The organism is Streptomyces sp. OfavH-34-F, assembly GCF_022347745.1.
Taxonomy (GTDB): domain Bacteria; phylum Actinomycetota; class Actinomycetes; order Streptomycetales; family Streptomycetaceae; genus Streptomyces.
This window is the reverse complement of sequence record NZ_JAKRGC010000028.1, coordinates 14,348-35,852: the sequence shown is the minus strand read 5'-3', so window position 1 is coordinate 35,852 and position 21,505 is coordinate 14,348. Positions and strand designations below refer to the sequence as shown.

General features: G+C 73.5%; 2 protein-coding genes. Both read right to left on the bottom strand.

What is annotated here, in order from left to right:
- Positions 1–4,861: type I polyketide synthase (locus tag MHW47_RS07805; protein ID WP_239221893.1), on the bottom strand; the 4,861-nt coding region annotated here is incomplete at its 3' end.
- A 26-nt stretch (positions 4,862–4,887) separates the two neighbouring features.
- Complete coding sequence (locus MHW47_RS07800; protein WP_239221894.1) at positions 4,888–21,186, bottom strand: type I polyketide synthase; 16,299 nt, start codon at positions 21,184–21,186, stop codon at positions 4,888–4,890.
- Between the last annotated feature and the right edge of the window lie 319 nt (positions 21,187–21,505).

The following is a 21,505-nucleotide window of genomic DNA, read 5'->3' as shown; positions in this document are numbered from 1 at the left end:
CGGCGAGCCGGGTCCGCAGGGCCGACGCGCCCCCGCCGCGCGCGGCCCGGCGGCCGGGGGTGCGTACGAGGCCACGCAGCAGGGCGGGGATCTCGTCGGTGTGCGCGCGCAGAACGGTGAGGTCGAGGCGTACGGGCACCGATGCCGGCAGGTCCGGCCGCAGGGCGGCGTCGAACAGGGCGAGGCCCCGGTCTGCGGAGATCGCGGGGGTGCCGGCTTCGCGCATGCGGTCCAGTTCGGCCGCGCCGAGCCCGGTGCCCATGCCGCCGGGGGTGTCCCAAAGCCCGAAGGCCAGGGAGGATGCGCAGAGACCTTCGGCATGGCGTTTGGCGGCGAGCCCGTCGAGGAAGGCGTTGGCCGCCGCGTAGTTGGCCTGGCCCGTGGAGCCGAGGGTGCCGGCGATGGACGAGAACAGGACGAACGCGGTGAGGTCCAGGTCCCGGGTCAGCTCGTGCAGGTGCCAGGCGGCGTCCGCCTTGGGCGCGAAGACGGCCCGGAGGCGGTCGTCGGTCAGCGAGGTGAGCATCGTGTCGTCCAGGACGCCCGCCGCGTGGACGATGCCCCGCAGCGGATGCGCGGGGTCCACGTCGGCCAGCAGCGCGGCCACGGCCTCACGGTCCGAGACATCGCACGGGGCGAACCTTACGTGCGCCCCCGCCCGGGTCAGCTCGGCCCGCAGTTCCTCCGCCCCCGGCGCCTCGGCGCCACGGCGGCCGACGAGCAGCAGGTGCCGGACGCCGTGCGCGGTGACCAGGTGGCGGGCGACGAGCGCGCCGAGACCACCCGTTCCGCCCGTGATCAGTACGGTGCCGTCCGCGTCCCACACCGGTTCAGCCGGCGCGGATGCGGTGACGCGGGCCAGCCGGGGGATCAGCGCCCGTCCGTCGCGTACGGCGGACTCCGGCTCATCGGCGGGCCCGGTGTGGGGAAGACCTTCGGGGGCGTCCGTGTCGAGCAGCAGGAACCGGCCCGGGTTCTCCGCCTGCGCGGCCCGGACGAGGCCCCAGACCGGGGCTTGGCGGACATCGGTGGTCTCGCCGTCCCGGGCGGCCACCGCACCGCGTGTGACGACGAGGAGGGTGGCGGCGGCGAACCGCTGGTCCGCCAGCCACTGCCGCAGGACGTGCAGGACGTGCACCGCCACGGTGTGGGCGGCGTCGGGCAGGTCGTCCCCCGCCTCGGCCGCAACCGGGGCACAGTCCAGGACGACGGTACCGGTGACGGGGCCCTCGTCGGGCAGGTCGGCCCAGTGCCGCCAAGGGCCGGACGCGGGCGCGGGGGCGGCCCCCTGTTGCCAGACGACCCGGTACAGCGGGTCCATGGCTGTTCCCGCCCCGCTGGGCACCGAATCCATCGCCCGGCCGACTACTCCGCCGACTGCGGCGACCGGGGTACCGGACGCGTCGGCGATCTCCAGGGACAGCGACTCCGGGGTGGGCCTCGACAGCCGTACGCGGGCCGCCGACGTGCCGTCCGCGTACAGCCTCACGTCCTTCCAGACGAACGGGAGCACCGTGGCCCCGTCCGGTTCCCCCGCACTCTCCACCAGAGCCGCGTGCATCGACGCGTCCAGCAGGGCCGGATGCAGCCCGTAGTCGTCACCCGGTACGTCATCGCCCAACGTGACCTCGGCGTACAGTTCGCCGCCGAGCCGCCAGGCCGCCGTCAGCCCCTGGAACGCGGGCCCGTACGCGAGCCCTTGGGCGCGCAGCGTCTCGTACGCGCCGTCGAGCGGCAGCGGCACCGCCCCCGCCGGCGGCCACGCCGACAGGTCGAAGCCGGGCTCCTCCGCCTCTTCCGCCAGCACACCTTCCGCGTGCAGCACCCAATCGGCGTCGGCCGCGCCCTCCTGGCGCGCGTACACACCGACCGTGCGCCGGGCGGACTCGTCAGCCGCCCCCACGACGACCTGTACGGCGACGGCACCGTCCCCGGGCAGAACGAGCGGCGCGTGCAACGCCAGCTCCTCCAGCACCGCGCAGGCGACCTGATCACCGGCCCGCACGGCGAGCTCGACGAATCCGGAGCCGGGAAAGATCACGGCGTCCCGCACCACGTGGTCCGCCAGCCACGGCACAGCCGCCACCGCCAGCCGCCCGCTCAGCACAGCACCGCCGGAGTCCGCCAGAGTGACGACAGAACCGAGCAGCGGATGCGCGTAGGGGGCGCCCCCCGGCCGCACCGCGTCCAGCCAGAACCGGCTGCGCTGGAAGGGATACGTGGGAAGGTCGACCCGGCGCGCGCCCCTACCCGCGAAGAACGCGTCCCAATCGACCCGCACCCCGTCCACGTACAACCGCCCCAGCCCGCCTACCAGCGACTCGGACTCCGGGTGCTTCTTGCGTACGAGAGGAATGAACGCGCTGTCCCCGTGGGCGGCGGAGGCGGCACCGAGGGCGGTGAGGACGGCATCGGGGCCAATCTCGACGAACGTACGGGCCCCAAGTGCCTCGGCAGCGTTTACGGCGTCCGCGAAGCGGACAGGGCGACGGACCTGATCAACCCAGTACTCCGGCGACTGCCAGTCCGACGACACCGCGCCGGACACAGTGGAAACGACGGTGATGCGAGGCTCGTTGAAGGTCAACTCGGCTGTGACAGCCCGGAAGTCATCCAGCATCGGGTCCATCAGCGAGGAATGGAACGCATGCGAGACGGAAAGACGGCTGGTCTTGCGGCCGGCGGCGGCGAAGTACTCACCGATCGCCAGCGTCTCGGACTCCACCCCCGACACCACCACCGAACGGGGACCGTTCACCGCAGCGATTCCGACACCGGACGTAAGGAGAGGGCGAACCTCGTCTTCGGACGCCTGCACCGCGACCATCGCCCCACCCGCAGGCAGGACCTGCATGAGACGGCCCCGAGCGACGACGAGCTTGACCGCGTCCCCGAGAGACAACACCCCGGCAACATGCGCGGCAGCCAGTTCCCCGATCGAGTGACCGATCACGACGTCCGGCTTGACGCCCCAGCTCTCCACCAGCCGGAACAACGCCACCTCGAAGGCGAACAGCGCGGGCTGCGTGTATGCGGTCGAGTTCAGCGCCTCGGCGTCGTTCCCCCACACCACCTCCCGCAACCCACGATCCAGGTGCGCGTCTACCTCCCCGCACACCTCATCAAACGCCCCCGCGAACACCGGGAACCCCTCATACAACTCGCGCCCCATACCGAGCCGCTGCGCACCCTGACCCGTGAACAGGAACGCCGACTTGCCCCCCGCCCGTGTGGTCCCGCATACGAGCCCCGGATGCTCCTCGCCGGCCGCCAGCGCGGTCAGCGCACCCGTAAGGTCGCCGAACACCACCGCGCGGTGGTGGAACGCCGTGCGACCTGTGGCCAGGGAGAACCCGATGTCCTCCTCCCGGTCCGCACCGGTCCGGGACAGCAGCCGTGACGCCTGCGCGGACAGGGCGGCCGGAGTCTTCGCGGACAGCACCCACGGCGTGGCGGCCAGGCCCGTCCCCGTCTCACCGGTCGCGGGGACGGCGGAAGCGACAGGGTCCGCCGACCCCTCCGGTGCCTCCTCCACGATGACGTGCGCGTTCGTCCCGCTGAGCCCGAACGACGACACCCCGGCCCGACGCGGTCGCCCCGCCGGCTGCCATTCCCGGGCCTCCGTCAGCAGTTCCACCGCCCCCGCCGACCAGTCCACCTGGTCCGAGGGGGTGTCGATGTGGAGGGAGGGGGGAAGGACGCCGTGGCGCATGGCCATGACCATCTTGATGATGCCCGCGACACCCGCAGCCGCCTGCGTGTGGCCGAAGTTCGACTTCACCGAGCCCAGCCACAGCGGCCGGTCCGCCTGACGGCCCCGGCCGTAGGTGGCGAGCAGCGCCTGCGCCTCGATGGGGTCACCGAGCCGGGTTCCCGTGCCGTGCGCCTCGACGGCGTCGACGTCAGCGGTCGACAGGCCGGCGTCCGCGAGGGCGTCGCGTATAACCCGCTGCTGCGCGGGCCCGTTCGGTACGGTCATCGCGGCCGACGCGCCGTCCTGGTTGACCGCCGATCCGCTGACCAGGGCGAGCACGGGGTGGCCGTTGCGCCGCGCGTCGGACAGCCGCTCAAGCAGCAGCACGCCCGCACCCTCGCCCCAGCCCGTGCCGTCGGCGGCCGAGGCGAACGGCTTGCAGCGGCCGTCCGGGGCGAGGCCGCGCTGTCCGCTGAAGTACACGAGCATGTCGGGGGTGGACATGACGGTCACACCGCCCGCGAGCGCCAGTGAGCACTCGCCCGAGCGCAGTGCCTGCGCCGCCGTGTGCAGCGCGACGAGTGAGGAGGAGCAGGCGGTGTCGATGGTCACCGCCGGGCCCTCCAGACCGAGGGTGTACGCGACCCGGCCCGAGACGAAGCTTCCCGCCGCCCCGTCCGCGTAGTCGTGGTACATCACCCCCGCGTACACCCCGGTCCGGCTGCCCTTGAGCGTCGTCGGATCGACACCGGCCCGCTCGATCGCCTCCCACGCCACCTCAAGAAGCAACCGCTGCTGCGGGTCCATGGCCAGCGCCTCACGCGGACTGATCCCGAAGAAGTCCGGATCGAACTCGCCCGCGTCGTACAGGAAGCCGCCGTCACGCGCGTACGACTTCCCCGGAACGCCCGGCTCCGGGTCGTAGACGTCCGGATTCCAGCCCCGGTCGGACGGGAAGCCGGACACCGCGTCCACGCCCCCGGCCACCAGCCGCCACAGGTCCTCCGGCGTGCCGGCCCCGCCGGGGTAGCGGCACGCCATGGCGACGATCGCGATCGGGTCGTTGCCGGCGGCGGTGAGCCGCGCGTTCTCCTCACGCAGCCGCTCGTTGTCCGTGAGCGACTTACGGAGCGCCGCCACGACCTGTTCCATCGATGTGCTGGTCACGTCATCCTCATCATCCAGCGTCGGGATCAGCTGAGTTCGCCGCCGGCCAGGGCGGCTCGTACGAGGTCGTCCACGGCCATCTCCTCGATGGCCTGCCCCGGTTCTTCGGTCGTGGTCTCGGCGGCGCCCCGGTCCGGATCGGTCGTACGCGCCAGGCCGAGCAGCGTGTCGAGCAACCCGGACTCGCGCAGACGGGCGGTGGGGATCGACAGCAGCGCTCGCCGGACGGCCTCGTCGTCCATGCCCGCCGCCCCGCCGGTGGTGTCCGGCGCCCCCTCGGGCGCCAGCTCCTCCCGCAGGAATCCGGCCAGCGTGCCCGCGTTGGGGTAGTCGAACATCAGCGTGGCGGGCAGGCGCAGCCCCGTCGCCTTCTGCAACCGGTTGCGCAGCTCGATCGCGCCCAGGGAGTCGAGGCCCAGTTCGGTGAAGCCCCGGTCGGCGGCGACCCCGGACGGGTCGCCGTGCCCGAGCACGGCGGCGGCGTGGCCGCGTACCAACTCCTCCAGATAGCGGTCCCGCTCCGCACCCGTGTGCAGCCCGGCCAGCTTGGCGCGTACGAGGGAGCCCCCGCTGTCGCCCACGCCCGCAGCCGCTACGGCGGCCGGCTTGGGGCTCTTGCGGGCGGGCGGTCCGGCCAGGCCGCGCAGCAGGGCCGGGATCTCGTCGGCCCGTTCGCGCAGTGCGGCACGGTCGAGCCGGACGGGGGCGAGCAGTGCCGCGTCCTGGGCCATCGCCGCGTCGAACAGCGCGAGACCGTCCGGGAAGGACAGCTCCAGGACTCCGGAGCGGCTCATACGGCGCAGGTCGGCGTCGGTGAGTTCGGGCCCTTCCCCGACCGTGCCCTCCCACAAACCCCAGGCGAGCGAGGTCGCGGCGAGTCCGGCTGCCCTGCGCTCGGCGGCGAGGGCGTCGAGGAAGACGTTGGCCGCCGCATAGGTGGCCTGCCCGGCGGGAAGGATCTGGCCTCCCGCCGAGGAGTACAGGACGAACGCCGCCAACTCCAGGTTCCGGGTCAGCTCGTGCAGATGCCAGGCGGCGTCCACCTTCGGCCGCAGCACCTTGCCGACCTGCTCCGGGGTGACCGCCCCGACCAGCGCGTTGTCCATGACCCCGGCCGCGTGCACGACTCCGGTCAGCGGGTGCGCGGCCGGGATGTCGTCCAGCAGCGCGGCGAGCGCGTACCGGTCGGCGGCGTCCACGGCGACGATCCGCACGGACGCTGCACCGGACTCGATGAGGTCGGCCCGCAACTCGGCCGCGCCGGGCGCGTCCGCGCCGCGCCGGCTGGTGAGCACGAGATGGCGGACGCCCTGCTCGGCGACCAGATGCCGGGCCAGCACCGCGCCCAGCAGCCCGGTCCCGCCGGTGATCAGGACGGTGCCGTCCCGGCGCCACTCCGGACCTGTGCCGCCGCCGGTGGCAGGGGCGTAGCGGGGAACGAGGACCGTGCCGCCGCGTACGGCGATCTCGGTCTCGCCCGTGGCCAGAGCGGCCGGCAGGACCGCCAGGGACTCGGGGGACGCGTCGAGGTCGACCACGGTGAACCGGCCGGGGTTCTCGGCCTGCGCCGCGCGCAGCACCCCCCACAGCGGTGCCTGTACGCAGTCCACCTCGTCCGCGTCGCCCGCGACGACGGCGCCACGGGTGACGAGCACCAGGCGCGTGTCCGCGAACCGGGGCTCGCCCAGCCACTGTCCGAGTGTGTCGAGGAGCCGCCCCACGGACGTACGGACCCGTTCGGGCACACCGCCCGTGGTGCCGAAGACGTCGGAGACGTCCGGTGCGGTCAGCAGCACCGTCCCCGGCACCGCCGGCTCCGTGACGGCCTCGGCGAGCGTGGAGACCGACCGGATGCCCGGCAGCGCGCTCCCGACGACCAGCCAGTCGTCGGTACCGCCCGCCGCTCCTCCCAGCTGCGGTGCCTGCCACTCGATACGGAACAGCTCGGCGCCCCGGCCGTTCCCGCTTCCCGCCAGTTGGGCGGCGGAAACCTCGCGGACGACCAGTGATTCGACGGTAGCCACGGGCTCGCCCGTCGGTGCGGTGATCCGCAGCGCCACGGCGTCCGGGCCCGGCTTCGTCAGCCGTACGCGCAGGGCGGTGGCGCCCGTGGCGTGCAGAGTGACCCCGTTCCAGGCGAACGGCAGGGCGGCCCGGACGGGCCCGTCGTGGTCTCCGTCGAAGACGCGCTCCACGTGCAGCGCCGCATCGAGCAGCGCGGGGTGCAGAGCGAACGCGGCGGCTTCGGTGCGGGCGTGCTCGGGCAGGCCGATCTCCGCGAACAGTTCGTCCCCGCGCCGCCAGGCGGTCGTCAGGCCCTGGAACACCGGCCCGTACCCGTAGCCGAGCCCGGCCAGGTCCTCGTACATCCCGCTCACGTCCACCGGCTGCGCCCCGGCCGGCGGCCAGGCCTCCAGGTCCGGGACGACGGGCGCCGGCTCGACGGCGAGGACACCCCGCGCGTTACGGGTCCACGGCGCGCCGGGCGGCAGCTCCTCGGCGCGCGAGTACACGACGACATCGCGCCGCCCGTCCTCGTCCGCCTCGCCCACGGTGACCTGGACGGCGACGCCGCCCTTGGCGGGAAGCAGCAGCGGCGCCTCCTGCGTCAGCTCCTCCAGCTGGGCGCACCCGGCCTCGTGCCCGGCCCTGAGCGCCATCTCGATGTACGCGGTGCCGGGCAGCAGCACACTGCCGTGCACGGCGTGGTCCGCGAGCCAGGGATGCGTGGCGAGGGACAACCGGCCGGTGAGCACGGGGGCCCCGGTCTCCGCCGAGACGACCACCGCGCTGAGCAGCGGGTGCCCGGCGGGCATCTGCCCGAGCCCGGCCGCGTCCCCGACAGCGGCGGGAGCGTCCAGCCAGTAACGGGTGCGCAGGAAGGGATACGTGGGAAGGTCGGCCTTCCCCGCCCCCGTGTGGAACGCCTCCCGGTCCACGTCCACGCCTCGCACCCACGCCGCACCGAGGCCGGCCAGGGCCTCGCGGGGTTCGTCGCGCTCCTTGCGTACGAGAGGAATGAACGCGCTGTCCTCGTGGGCAGCGGAGGCGGCCCCGAGCGCGGTGAGGACGGCGTCCGGACCGATCTCGACGAACGTACGGGCCCCGAGGGCTTCGGCGGCGTTTACGGCGTCAGCGAAGCGGACAGGACGACGGACCTGATCGACCCAGTACTCCGGGGACTGCCAGTCCGGCGACACCGCGCCGGACACAGTGGAGACGACGGCGATGCGGGGCTCGTTGAAGGTCAACTCTGCTGTGACAGCCCGGAAGTCGTCCAGCATCGGGTCCATCAGCGAGGAATGGAACGCGTGCGAGACGGAAAGGCGGCTGGTCTTACGGCCGAGGGCCGCGAAGTACTCACCGATCGCCAGCGTCTCGGACTCCACACCCGACACCACGACGGAACGGGGACCGTTCACCGCGGCGATCCCTACACCGGAGGTGAGCAGAGGGCGCACCTCATCCTCGGACGCCTGTACCGCGACCATCGCCCCGCCTGCGGGCAGCGCCTGCATGAGACGGCCCCGAGCGACAACGAGCTTCGCCGCGTCCGCCAGAGACAGCACCCCGGCGCCATGCGCCGCAGCCAGCTCACCAATCGAGTGACCGATCACGACGTCCGGCTTGACGCCCCAACTCTCCACCAGCCGGAACAGAGCCACCTCGAAAGCGAACAGCGCAGGCTGGGTGTACGCGGTGGAGTTCAGCGCGTCGGCATCGTTCCCCCACACCACCTCCCGCAACCCCGAGGCGAGATGCGCGTCTACCTCACCGCACACCTCATCAAACGCCCCCGCGAACACCGGGAACGCCTCATACAACTCACGCCCCATCCCCAACCGCTGCGCACCCTGACCCGTGAACAGGAACGCGGTCCGTCCCTTGGTCACCGCGCCCTGTACGCCCTCGCCCTCCGCGAAGGCGCCCAGGCCGTGCAAGGCGCTCTCGGTGTCCGTCGCCAGGACGACACCACGGTGTTCGAGGTGCGCCCGCCCGGTCATCAGCGTGTGGGCGAGGTCGCGCAGGTCCAGATCCGGCGCGGCGAGCAGGTGCGCGCGCAGAGCGGCGGCCTGGCGCGCCGGCGCCTCCGGGTCGGAGCCGGACAGCAGCAGGGGCAACGGGTGTGCGAGGTCCGGACGGTCCGCCGGGGTCTCGGCGGGTCGCTGAGGCTGCGGTGCCTCCTCCACGATCAGGTGGGCATTCGTACCGCTGAGCCCGAACGAGGAGACAGTGGCACGACGCGGCCGGTCCCCACGGCGCGGCCACGGCCGTGCCTCCGTGAGAAGGCGTACGTGGCCTGCCTCCCAGTCCACCTCGGGCGAGGGCTCGTCCACGTGCAGGGTCTTGGGCATCAGGCCGTGGCGCAGGGCCATGACGGACTTGATGACACCGCTGACACCGGCGGCGGCCTGTGCGTGGCCGATGTTCGACTTGATGGAGCCGAGCCACACGGGGTCGTCGGCGGTGCGCCCCTGTCCGTAGGTGGCGAGGAGGGCTTGGGCCTCGATCGGGTCGCCGAGGCGGGTGCCGGTGCCGTGGCCCTCCACGAGGTCCACATCGGCCGTGGTGAGGCCGCTCGCGGCGAGGGCGCGTTGGATGACGCGCTGCTGGGAAGGGCCGTTGGGGGCGGTGAGGCCGTTGCTCGCGCCGTCCTGGTTGATGGCCGAGCCCCGGATGACGGCGAGGACGTCGTGCCCGAGGCGTTCCGCGTCGGACAGCCGCTCGACGAGGAGCAGACCGGCGCCTTCCGCCCAGCCCGTGCCGTCCGCGCCGCCCGCGAACGCCTTGCAGCGGCCGTCGGGGGCGAGCCCGCGCTGCTGCGCGAACTCCACGTAGATCTCGGGTGTCGACATCACGGTGACGCCGCCCGCCAGCGCCATGCCGACCTCGCCGCGCCGCAGCGCCTGGCAGGCCATGTGCAGGGCGACCAGTGACGACGAGCACGCCGTGTCCACACTGACGGCTGGGCCTTCCAGGCCGAGCGTGTAGGCGACGCGGCCGGTGAGGATGGAGGCCGCGGTGCCGTTGCCGAGGTAGCCGGCGACATCGTCGGGGATGTGCTGGAGGCGCGACGCGTAGTCGTGGTACATCACGCCCGCGTACACACCGGTCTGGCTGCCGCGCATGGCCGTCGGGTCGATTCCGGCGTCCTCGAACGCCTCCCACGCCGACTGGAGGAGCAGCCGCTGCTGCGGGTCCATGGCGACGGCCTCGCGCGGGCTGATCCCGAAGAACGCCGGGTCGAACTCGGCGGCGTCGTAGAGGAAGCCGCCTTCCCGCGCATACGTCTTTCCATGCAGGCCGGGTTCGGGGTCGTAGATGCCGTCGGTGTCCCAGCCCCGGTCGGCGGGGAATCCGGCGACGGCGTCGCGCCCCTCGGCGAGCAGGTTCCACAGGTCCTCGGCGTTGCGGACGCCGCCGGGGAACCGGCAGCTGATGCCGACGATCGCGATCGGCTCGTCGTCGCCGGAGCCCACTGCCACGGGAACCGGTTCGGCTGCCGTCTCTTCCTGCGCGCCACCGAGTTCGGTGTCCAGGTAGTCGGCGACGGCACGCGTGTTGGGATAGTCGAAGACGAGCGTGACGGGCAGCCGGAGCCCGGTCGCGGCGTTGAGCGCGTTACGCAGTTCCACCGCGGCCAGGGAGTCGAAACCCAGTTCCTTGAACGCGCGGTCCACGCCGACGCTGTCCGCCGAATCGTGGCCGAGAACGGCCGCGACCTGTCCGGCGACCAGCTCGCGCAGGGTGCGTACGCGTTCGGCCGGAGTCAGGGAGGCGAGGCGTCGGGCCAGGTTGTCGCCGACCGGCGCGGCGGCGGCCGTGCGGCGGAGCACCGGGCGACCGGCAGCGGCGGCGGCGCGGAGCAGCGGTGGTACGTCGGAGCCCCGCGCGTGCAGGGTCGCCGCGTCCACGAGGAGCGGGGCGACCAGGGCGTGCCGGGTGCGCAGGCCCTCGTCGAACAAGGCGATGCCGCGGTCCGCCGGCAGGGCGGGCAGCCCGAGCCGGTTCATCTTCTCCACGTCGGCGTCGGTGAGTTCACCGCCGAGTCCCGTGTTGACGGCCCACAGTCCGTACGCGAGTGAGGTGGCGGGCAGGCCGAGGGCGTGCCGGTGGGCGGCGAGGGCGTCCAGGAAGACGTTGGCCGCCGCATAGTTGCCCTGCCCGGCGGGAAGGACGAGGCCGCCGGCGGAGGAGAACATGACGAACGCCGACAGATTCCGGTCGGCGGTCAGCTCGTGGAGGTGCCAGGCCGCGTCCGCCTTGGGCCGCAGCACGGTGTCCAGGCTCTCCAGGGTGAGCGTGCCGATCAGGCCCGGTGCCACGACCCCGGCGGCGTGCACGACACCACCCAGCGGGTGCGCTTGCGGGACGGTGTCGAGGACGGCGGCCAGCGCTTCCCGGTCCGAAACATCGCACGCGGCGATTCGGACATCCACCGCTCCGGCCGCCACCAGCCGGTCGCGCAGGTCGGCGGCGCCCGGCGCGTCGAGGCCTCTGCGGCTGGTGAGCAGCAGATGGCGGACGCCGTGGCGCTCGACCAGGTGCTGGGCGACGCGGGCACCGAGGCCACCGGTGCCGCCGGTGATCAGCACGGTGCGTTCGCCGTCCCAGGGCGCGTCGGTGCCGGGCACTGCGGTAGGGACGAGCCGGGGGGTGAGGAAACCGCCTGCGCGCCGGGCGAGTTCGGGCTCGCTCTGGGCGAGGGCCGCCGCCGCGAGGTCCGGGAAGCCCTCCGGGTCGAGGTCGTCGGCCGGGTCGACGTCCAGCAGGACGATCCGGCCCGGATTCTCGGCCTGCGCCGCCCGGACGATGCCCCACACGGGGGCCTGAGTGAGGTCGGGCGCGTGACCACGTCCGGTCGCCACGGCACCCCGCGTCACGACGACGAGGGTGGTGGACTCGAAGCGCTCGTCGGTCAGCCAGGACTGAAGCTGGTCGAGCACGTACGAGGTGGTGGTGCGGATCGCGGTGGGCACCGGCCAGCCCGCCGGCGTCGGAGGGCAGGTCAGGACGACGGCCGACGGCTCGGACAGGATGGCCAGCCCGTACTCGTCCAGCACTGCGGGCGACGACGGCAACGGTGCGGCCGGCTGCTGGAGCGGCGTCCACTCGATGTGGTGCAGAGCGTCCGAAAGAGGTCCTTCGGCCGGGGCCAGCTGATCGGCGGCGACCGGGCGGCAGATCAGCGAGGACACCGTCATCACGGGGCTTCCGGTCTCGTCGGCGACGACCATCGCCGACTCCTCCGCGCCCCGGATGCGCCGCACGTACACGCGCAGCGCGGCGGCGCCCGCCGCGTGCAGGGAGACCCCGCTCCAGGCGAACGGCAGCAGTGCTTCGGTGCCGCCCTCGCCCTGGTCGACGAGCACGTCCACGTGCATGGCCGTGTCCAGGAGTGCCGGGTGCAGCCCGTATGCACCGGCTTCGGCCCGTACCGACTCGGGCAGCGCGACCTCGGCGAACAGTTCGTCACCGCGCCGCCAGGCCGCCGTCAGTCCCTGGAACGCGGGCCCGTACCCGTAACCGCGCTCGCCCAACCGCTCGTACGCGCCCTCGACCTCGACGCGCGTGGCGCGGGGCGGCGGCCACTGGGTGAGGTCCGCGCCGGGAACCTCGGGCGGGGTGCCCGTGGCGAGGAAGCCGGTGGCGTGCCGGGTCCAGGCGCCGTCGGGAGCGCCGTCGAGGCGGGAGTGGATGTGCAGCGGGCGGCGCCCCGATGCGTCGAGGGCCCCGGCGGTGACGCGCAGGGAGGCGCCACCGTGCTCGGGCAGGACGAGCGGTGCTTCGAGCGTCATCTCTTCCAGGAGGTCGCAGCCGACCTGGTCGCCGAGGCGCACGGCCAGCTCCACGAACCCGGTCCCCGGCAGCAGCACCGCCCCGTGCACCTCATGGTCCGCCACCCAGGGCTGCCCAGCCGCCGACAGCCGTCCGGTCAGCACCACCGACCCCGACTCCGGCGCCACCACGGCGGCGCTGAGCACCGGATGCTCCACGGCGTCCAGCCCGGCCGACCCCACATCACCGGTCTTCGCGGTGACGTCGAGCCAGTACCGCTTGCGCTGGAACGCGTACGTGGGCAGGTCGACCAGAGGCCCGGCGGCCCCCAGCAGCGCCTCCCAGTCCACATCCGCACCGCGCGCCCACGCCGCACCGAGGCCGGCCAGGGCCTCGCGGGGTTCGTCGCGATCCTTGCGTACGAGAGGAATGAAGGCGGAGGTGTCATCGGCGGCCGAGCCCGCACCGAGGGCGGTGAGGACGGCATCGGGGCCGATCTCCACGAACGTACGGGCGCCCAAGGCTTCGGCGGCGTTTACGGCGTCCGCGAAGCGGACAGGGCGACGGACCTGATCAACCCAGTACTCCGGCGACTGCCACTCCGACGACAGCGCACCGGACACGGTCGACACGACAGGAAGACTCGGCTCGTTGAACGTCAACTGCGACGCCACAGCCCGGAAGTCGTCCAGCATCGGGTCCATCAGCGAGGAATGGAACGCGTGCGAGACGGAAAGACGGCTGGTCTTACGACCCAGGCCCGCGAAGTGCTCACCGACGGCAACCGCCTCGGATTCCACGCCCGACACCACCACCGAACGCGGACCGTTCACTGCGGCGATCCCCACACCGGACGTAAGGAGAGGACGAACCTCATCCTCCGACGCCTGCACCGCGACCATCGCCCCACCCGTAGGCAGGGCTTGCATCAACCGACCCCGAGCAACAACCAACTGCGCCGCATCAGCGAGAGACAGCACCCCGGCAACATGCGCGGCAGCCAACTCCCCGATCGAGTGACCGATCACGACATCCGGCTTGACGCCCCAACTCTCCACCAGCCGGAACAACGCCACCTCAAAGGCGAACAGCGCAGGCTGCGTGTACGCGGTCGAGTTGAGGGCGTCAGCGTCGTTCCCCCACACCACCTCCCGCAACCCCGTGGCGAGATGCGCGTCTACCTCCCCGCACACCTCATCAAACGCCCCGGCGAACACCGGGAACGCGTCGTACAACTCACGCCCCATACCGAGCCGCTGCGCACCCTGACCCGTGAACAGGAACGCCGTCTTGCCCTCCCGCACGCTGTCCGAACCGGACAGGGACATCAGCGCATCGGCGAGTTCCGCCCGGTCGGCGCCCAGCACGAGCGCACGGTGTTCCAGAGCGGCACGGCCGGTGGCCAGGATGCGGGCGGCCGGAGCCAGGGACTCATCCGGGAGCTGAGCCAGCCGGTCACGCAGACGCACCGCCTGGGCCAGGAGCGCCTCCGGAGTGGCACCCGAGACGGGCCAGGCGAGCAGCGCGGGGGCTTCACCGGCCTGACCGGCCGGCGCGTCCTGCCGCGTCTCCTCCTGGGCCTCCTCCTGCGCCTCCTCGATGATCACGTGCGCGTTCGTCCCGCTGATCCCGAACGACGAGACGCCTGCGCGCCTCGGGTGCCCGGCCGGGGCCCACTCACGGGCTTCCGTCAACAGCCGCACCTCGCCCGCCGACCAGTCCACCTGGTCCGAAGGGGTTTCCGCGTACAGGGACTTGGGAAGCACGCCGTGGCGCATCGCCATGACCATCTTGATGATGCCCGCGACACCCGCAGCCGCCTGCGTGTGGCCCATGTTCGACTTGATCGACCCCAGCCACAACGGCCGGCCCTCCGGCCGTTCCTGGCCGTAGGTCTCCAGGAGCGCCTGCGCCTCGATGGGGTCACCGAGCCGGGTTCCCGTACCGTGCGCCTCCACGACGTCGACCTCGGCGGCCGACAGGCCGGCGTTGGCGAGCGCGCCACGGATGACGCGCTGCTGGGCCGGTCCGTTCGGCGCGGTGAGGCCGTTGCTGGCGCCGTCCTGGTTGAGCGCGGAGCCACGGACCACGGCCAGTACCCGGTGGCCGTTGCGCCGCGCGTCGGACAGGCGTTCCAGGAGCAGCACACCGGCGCCCTCGCCCCAGCCCGTACCGTCCGCGCCCTGCCCGAAGGACTTGCAGCGGCCGTCCGAGGAGAGGCCGCGCTGACGGGCCATGTCCAGGAAGGTGTCCGGCGTGGACATGATGGTGACGCCGCCGGCGAGCGCGAGCGAACACTCACCCGCCCGCAGCGCACGGGCCGCCATGTGCAGGGCGACCAGCGACGACGAGCACGCCGTGTCCACACTGACCGCCGGTCCTTCGAGCCCCAGCGTGTACGCCACCCGGCCCGACACCACGCTGGCGAGGCTGCCGTTGCCGTGGTAGCCGGCCACGTCGTCGGGGAGCGGGCCGAGCCGCAGCCCCCAGTCGTGGTACATCACGCCGGCGAACACTCCGGTGGAGCTGCCCTTCACCGAGCGCGGGTCGATCCCCGCCCGCTCGAACGTCTCCCAGGCGACCTCGAGGAGGAGCCGCTGCTGGGGGTCCATGGCCTGGGCCTCACGCGGGCTGATCCCGAAGAACGCGGGGTCGAACTGGGCGGCCTCGTAGAGGAACGCGCCCTCCGTCGAATACGTGCGCCCCGGCTTTCCGATTTCCGGGTCGTACAGGTCGGTGTCCCAGCCCCGGTCGGTGGGAAAGGGGCCGATGGCGTCCGAGCCCTCGGCGACGAGTTGCCACAGCTCCTCGGGAGACGACACGCCGCCCGGGTAGCGGCAGGCCATGGAGACGATGACGATCGGGTCGTCGTCCGTGGCGCCGCCGCCGGCCGCCGGGGCCGCCGGGCCCGTCACCGCGGCCTCGCCCAGGAGCTTGGTCACCAGGTGCTCGGCGAGGTCCGTGGCCGTCGGGTAGTCGAAGGTCAGGGTCGCGCTCAGCCGCAGCCCGGTCGCGGCGGCGAGCCGGTTGCGCAGTTCCACGGCGGCCAGCGAGTCGAAACCCGTCTCCATGAAGGCACGGGTGGCACTGACCTCGTCGGCGCTCCGGTAGCCGAGGACGGCGGCCGTCTCGGTGCGCACCATGCGCAGGACGTGCGCCAGCCGGTCGGCGGCGCTCAGTTCCGTGAGGCGTGCCGCGAGCGGCCCGGCCCCGGTGGCGGCGGGTGCCCCGGCAGCCCGCGCGGCGGGGACCGTACGGGGGCGAACCAGGCCGCGCAGCAGGGTGGGGGTGCCGTCCGTGCGGTCGCGGACGGCGCGCTGGTTGACGCGTACGGGGACGACGGCCGGTTCGTTCGTGGTGGTGAGGGCCTTGTCGAGCTGGGCGAGGTTCTCCGGGAAGGACAGCGAGTCCAGACCGAGGCGTTCGATGCGGGTCAGCGCGGCGGCGTCGAGCGCGGCGCCCATCCCGCCGCCGCCGGCCCACAGGCCCCAGGCGAGCGAGGTCACGACCTGCCCGGCCGCGGAGCGGCGGGCGGCGAGCGCGTCCAGGAAGAGGTTGGCGGCGGCGTAGTTTCCCTGCCCGGCGCCGTCCAGAACGGTGGACGCGGAGGAGAAGAGGACGAAGGCGGCGAGATCGAGGTCCGCCGTCAGCTCGTGCAGATGCCAGGCGGCGTCCACCTTGGGCCGCAGAACGGTGTCCAGCCGGTCGGCGGTGAGGTGGCCCACCAGTCCGTCGTCGATGACTCCCGCCGCGTGCACCACGGCACGCAGCGGATGCGCGGACGGGACGGCGGCGAGCAGCGCGGCCAGGGCGTCCCGGTCCGCAACGTCGACGGCGCTGATCGTGGCCTCGGCGCCCGCCGCGGCCAGGTCGGCGGCGAGTTCCCGCGCGCCGGGGGCGTCCGCGCCGCGCCGGCTGGTGAGGATCAGGTGGCGTACGCCGTGCTCGCGGACCAGATGGCGGGCGAGTTCGGCGCCCACGCCGCCCGTGCCGCCGGTCAGCAGCACGGTGCCGTCGCCGTCCCAGGGCGCGGGCCGCTTCTCGTCCAGGACGGGCACGGCGGCCAGCCGGGGAACGTACAGGCGGTCGCCGCGCAGCGCCATCTCCGGCTCGGACGCGGCGGCGGCCAGGGCGCGGCCGAGGTGGGCGGCTGCGTCGTCGTCGGTGTCGACGAGCACGAACCGTCCGGGGTTCTCCGCCTCCGCCGACCGCACCAGGCCCCAGACGGGCGCCTGGCCGAGGTCCACATCGGTGCCGGGCACGGCGGCCCCGCCCGCTGTGACGACGGCGAGCTTCGACCCGGCGTAGCGGTCGTCGGCGAGCCATTCCTGTACGGCGGCGAGCACCTCGGCGGTGACGGCGCGCACGGCGGCCGGCACATCGCCGCCCGGGGTGGGCGGGGTGCGGTAGACGACGAGGGGCGGGGCTTCCTCGTTCGCGGTTTCGCCAAACCTTGCGAAGGCGGCTTGCTCCGCCGGGAGTTCGGCCGCGTCCCAGCGCACAGCGAGCAGCGGGTCCGGGCGGTCCGCGGTGAGCTGTCCGGCGGTGACCGCGCGCAGCAGCAGCGATTCGATCCGTGCGACGGGGGCCCCGGTCGCGTCGGCGACCGTGACGTCCAGCTCCTCGGGGCCGCGCGCGGCGATGCGTACGCGCACGGCGGACGCCCCGGCCGCGTACAGGGCGGCCCGGTTCCAGGAGAACGGAATCCAGGTGCCCTCGGGCCGGTTGCCGGCCGTGGCGAGGGCGTGGTCGGCGGGGTGCAGGGCGGCGTCGAGGAGCGCCGGGTGCAGTCCGTAGCCCGGTGCATCGGCGCGTACGTGCTCGGGGAGTTCGACGTCGGCGTACACCTCGCCGTCGAGCGTCCAGGCCGCGCGTACGCCGTGGAAGGCGGGCCCGTAGCCGTATCCCTCGTCGGCCATGTCGGCGTACAGGGTGCTGACGTCGAGCGGTACGGCACCGGCGGGCGGCCAGGCCCCGGACAGCGTGCCGGCGTCCGGGGCGGGGGCGGCCGGGGCGAGGGTGCCGGTGGCGTGGCGGGTCCAGGGGTCCTGGGAGGTTTCGGCACCGTCCGGGCGGGAGAAGCACTCCACGCTTCGGCGGCCCGACTCGTCGGCGGGGGCCACCACGACCTGGAGGTCGACGCCACCGGTCGCGGGCAGCACCAGCGGGGCCTGGAGGGTCAGTTCCTCGACGAGCCCGCAGCCGGTCTCCGTCGCGGCGCGCAGGGCGAGTTCGACCAGGGCCGTGCCCGGCAGCAGGGTGACTCCGGCGATCGTGTGATCGGCGGTCCACGGGTGGGTGCGCGGCGAGACGCGTCCCGTGAGGACGGTGGTGCCGGTCCCGGCGAGGTCACCGGCCGAGGTGAGCACGGGGTGCTGCGAGGCGAGCCGGCCGAGTCCGGTGGCGGCGGACGGCTCGGGGGTCAGCCAGTAGCGGCGGGTGCGGAAGGCGTACGTGGGCAGCTCGACGCGGCGCGCGGCACGACCCGCGTACAGCGACTCCCAGTCGATGCGCGCGCCCCGCGCGTGGGCGAGGCCGGCGGCGCCCAGCGCCTCGCGGACCTCGTCCTTCCCGGCGCGGATCAGCGGGGCGAAGAAGGTGTCGGACTCGCGTTCCTCGGGAAGGCAGCCCTGTCCGAGCGCGCTCAGGACACCGTCCGGTCCCAGTTCCAGGAAGGTGCGGGCGCCGCCCTGTCCGACGAGCCAGTCCATGGCGTCCGCGAACCGTACGGTGCTGCTGACGTGCCCGGTCCAGTAGTCCGGGGAGCACAGCTCACCGGAGGTGGCGAGACGTCCGGTGACGGTGGAGACGACGGGGATGGTGGGCGCGGAGTAGGTGAGGACGCCGGCGATCCGGCGGAACTCCTCCAGCATGGGCGTCATGAGCGGCGAGTGGAAGGCGTGGCGGACCTGGAGCCGCTTCGTCTTGCGGCCCTGTGCGGCGAACCGTTCGGCCAGCGCGACGGTGGCTTCCTCCTCGCCGGAGAGCACGAGCGAGCCGGGGCCGTTGAGCGCGGCCACGGCGACCCGCTCGCCGAGGAACGGCGTCACCTCCTCCTCGGTGGCCTGGACGGCGATCATCGCCCCGCCGGCCGGGAGTTCCTGCATCAGCCGGCCGCGTGCGCCGACGAGGATCGCCGCGTCCTCCAGGTTGAGCACCCCGGCGACATGGGCGGCCGCGATCTCCCCGATGGAGTGGCCGGCCAGGAAGTCGGGCCGGATGCCCCAGGATTCGAGGAGCCGGAACAGCGCCACCTCGACGGCGAACAGTGCGCTCTGCGCGTACCGCGTCTGATCGAGCAGCGCCGCTTCCCGCGAGCCCTCCGGTGCGAACAGGACGTCCCACAGCGAGAGGTCGAGCTGGAGGTCGAGCCAGCCGATGGCGTCGGCGAGGGCGTCCGCGAAGACCGGGAAGGCGTCGTACAGGCGCCGCCCCATGGCGAGCCGCTGGCTGCCCTGCCCGGTGAAGAGGAAGGCGAGCCGCCCGGCGGGCAGCGTGCCGGTGCGGACGGCGGCGGCTCCGGTGCCCCTGGCCCCGGCCGGGAAAACCTCGGCGCCCCCGGCCGCGATCGCCCGCAGCCCCGCCAGCAGTTCGTCCCGGCCGTCCGCCACCACGGTGGCGCGGTGTTCGAGCGCGGCGCGTCTCGTGCCGAGCGCGTGCCCGAGGTCGGCGGCCGTGACGTCGCCCCGCTCCTCCAGGAAGTCGGCCAGCCGGGCGGCCTGCGCGCGCAGCCCGTCCTCGGAGCGCGCTCCGACCGGCACGAGCACCGGTCCTGCGGCGGGCGCCTTCGTGAGCGGGGCTTCGTCCTCGGCCGGCGGTTCCTCGACGATCACATGGGCGTTGGTGCCGCTGATCCCGAAGCCCGAGACGCCGGCCCGGCGCGGCCGGTCCTCCTCGCGCGGCCACGGCACGGGCTCGGTGAGCAGCTGAACGGTCCCGGCGGACCAGTTTACGTTGCCGCTGGGGGTGTCGACGTGCAGCGTGCGGGGAAGAACCCCGTTCCGCATCGCCATGATCATCTTCATCAGCCCGGCGACCCCGGCGGCGGCCTGGGTGTGGCCGAGGTTCGACTTCACCGACCCGAGCCACAGCGGCCGGCCGGCGGGCCGCTCCTTGCCGTAGGTGGCGATGAGCGCGCTCGCCTCGATCGGGTCACCGAGGGTGGTGCCGGTGCCGTGCGCCTCGACCGCGTCCACCTCGTCGGCGGTCAGCCCGGCGTCGGCGAGGGCCTGGGCGATGACGCGCTGCTGGGCGGTGCCGCTGGGCGCGGTGAGCCCGTTGCTCGCCCCGTCCTGGTTGATGGCGGAGCCCCGTACGACGGCGAGGACCGTGTGCCCGTTGCGGCGCGCGTCGGAGAGCCGTTCCACGACGAGCAGGCCGACACCCTCCGCGAAGGAGGTGCCGTCCGCGCCGTCCGCGAACGCCTTGATCAAGCCGTCCGGGGCGAGCCCGCGCTGCCTGCTGAACTCGGTGAACAGGCCGGGGGTGCTGAGCACGGTGACCCCGCCCGCCAGCGCCATCGAGCACTCGCCCCTGCGCAGCGACTGCACGGCGAGGTGCAGCGAGACGAGGGAACCGGAGCAGGCGGTGTCCACGGTGAGCGCCGGCCCCTCCAGGCCGAGCGCGTACGCCACCCGCCCCGACATCACACTGAGCGCGCCGCCGGTCACCAGGTAACCGGTCAGGTTCTCGGGGGCGTCCTGCACCCGGGGCCCGTACTCGGAAGGACCGGCTCCGATGAACACGCCCGTACGGCTGCCGCGCAGCGACGTCGGGTCGATCCCCGTACGCTCCAGCGCCTCCCAGGCCGTCTCCAGGAGGAGCCGCTGCTGCGGGTCCATGGCCAGGGCCTCACGGGGGCCGATCCCGAAGAACTCGGCGTCGAACTCGGCGGCGTCGTGCAGGAAACCGCCCGTTCGCGTGTAGCAGGTGCCGGGAACGGTGGGGTCGTCCGCGAACAGGGCGTCCAGGTCCCAGCCCCGGTTGTCGGGGAACGGCCCGACGGCGCTGCCGCCCGCCTCGACCAGGTTCCACAGGTCCTCGGCGGAACGGATGCCGCCGGGGAACCGCCCCCCGATGCCGACGACCGCGACGGGCTCGCCGTCGAAGGCCGCCACCGGCTCCGCCACGGGCTCGGCGGCGGCGCGCCCGGCAGGGGCGCCCAGCAGCACCGTACGGACGTGGTCCGCGAGCAGTTCGGGGCTCGGGTGGTCGAAGGCCGCCGTCACGGGAAGGGCGAGCCCGGTCGCCGCGTTGACCCGCGCGTGCAGGTCCACCAAGGCGATGGAATCCAGCCCGAGTTCCCGGAACGGGGTTTGGGCGACGACCACCGGCTCACTGTCGGGCCGCACCTTGCGCAGGCACTCGGCGGTGTGCCGGCAGACGAGGTCGGTCAGGAGCCGGGACTGCTCGCTCGGCGGAAGCCCCGGGAGCCGGTCGGCCAGGGCGGCGCCGGGGGCCTCGCCCGGACGGCCCTCCGAGTGTCCCTCCGGGCGGACCTCCGCGCCGGACATGTCATCAGCGACAGGATCGAAGCCCGCGGACATCTGCACGCTCCCAAGCTCGTAACGAATGCCCCGAGTCATTCCAGCCACGGGGTGTCCGCACGCTAGGTCGCCCGCGAAGGGCGGCGACACCCCTATCCCCCCAGGTGTTGACCCTGCCCGCGAGCCCCTCGCGCCCTGGTGAAACCGCCGGTGGCAGGGGTGATGGCGGACGAGATGCCTGCTGGGCCCGGGTTCCGGCGGGTCGGGGAGCGGTCAGGGGGGTGGTCGGTGTTCTCCGCGCGCGCCCCCGGCCCCTTCAATGACACGCACTGCCCAGGGCGCCGCCAACGGCGGGCCCGATGGCCGAAGAGACGGGTGG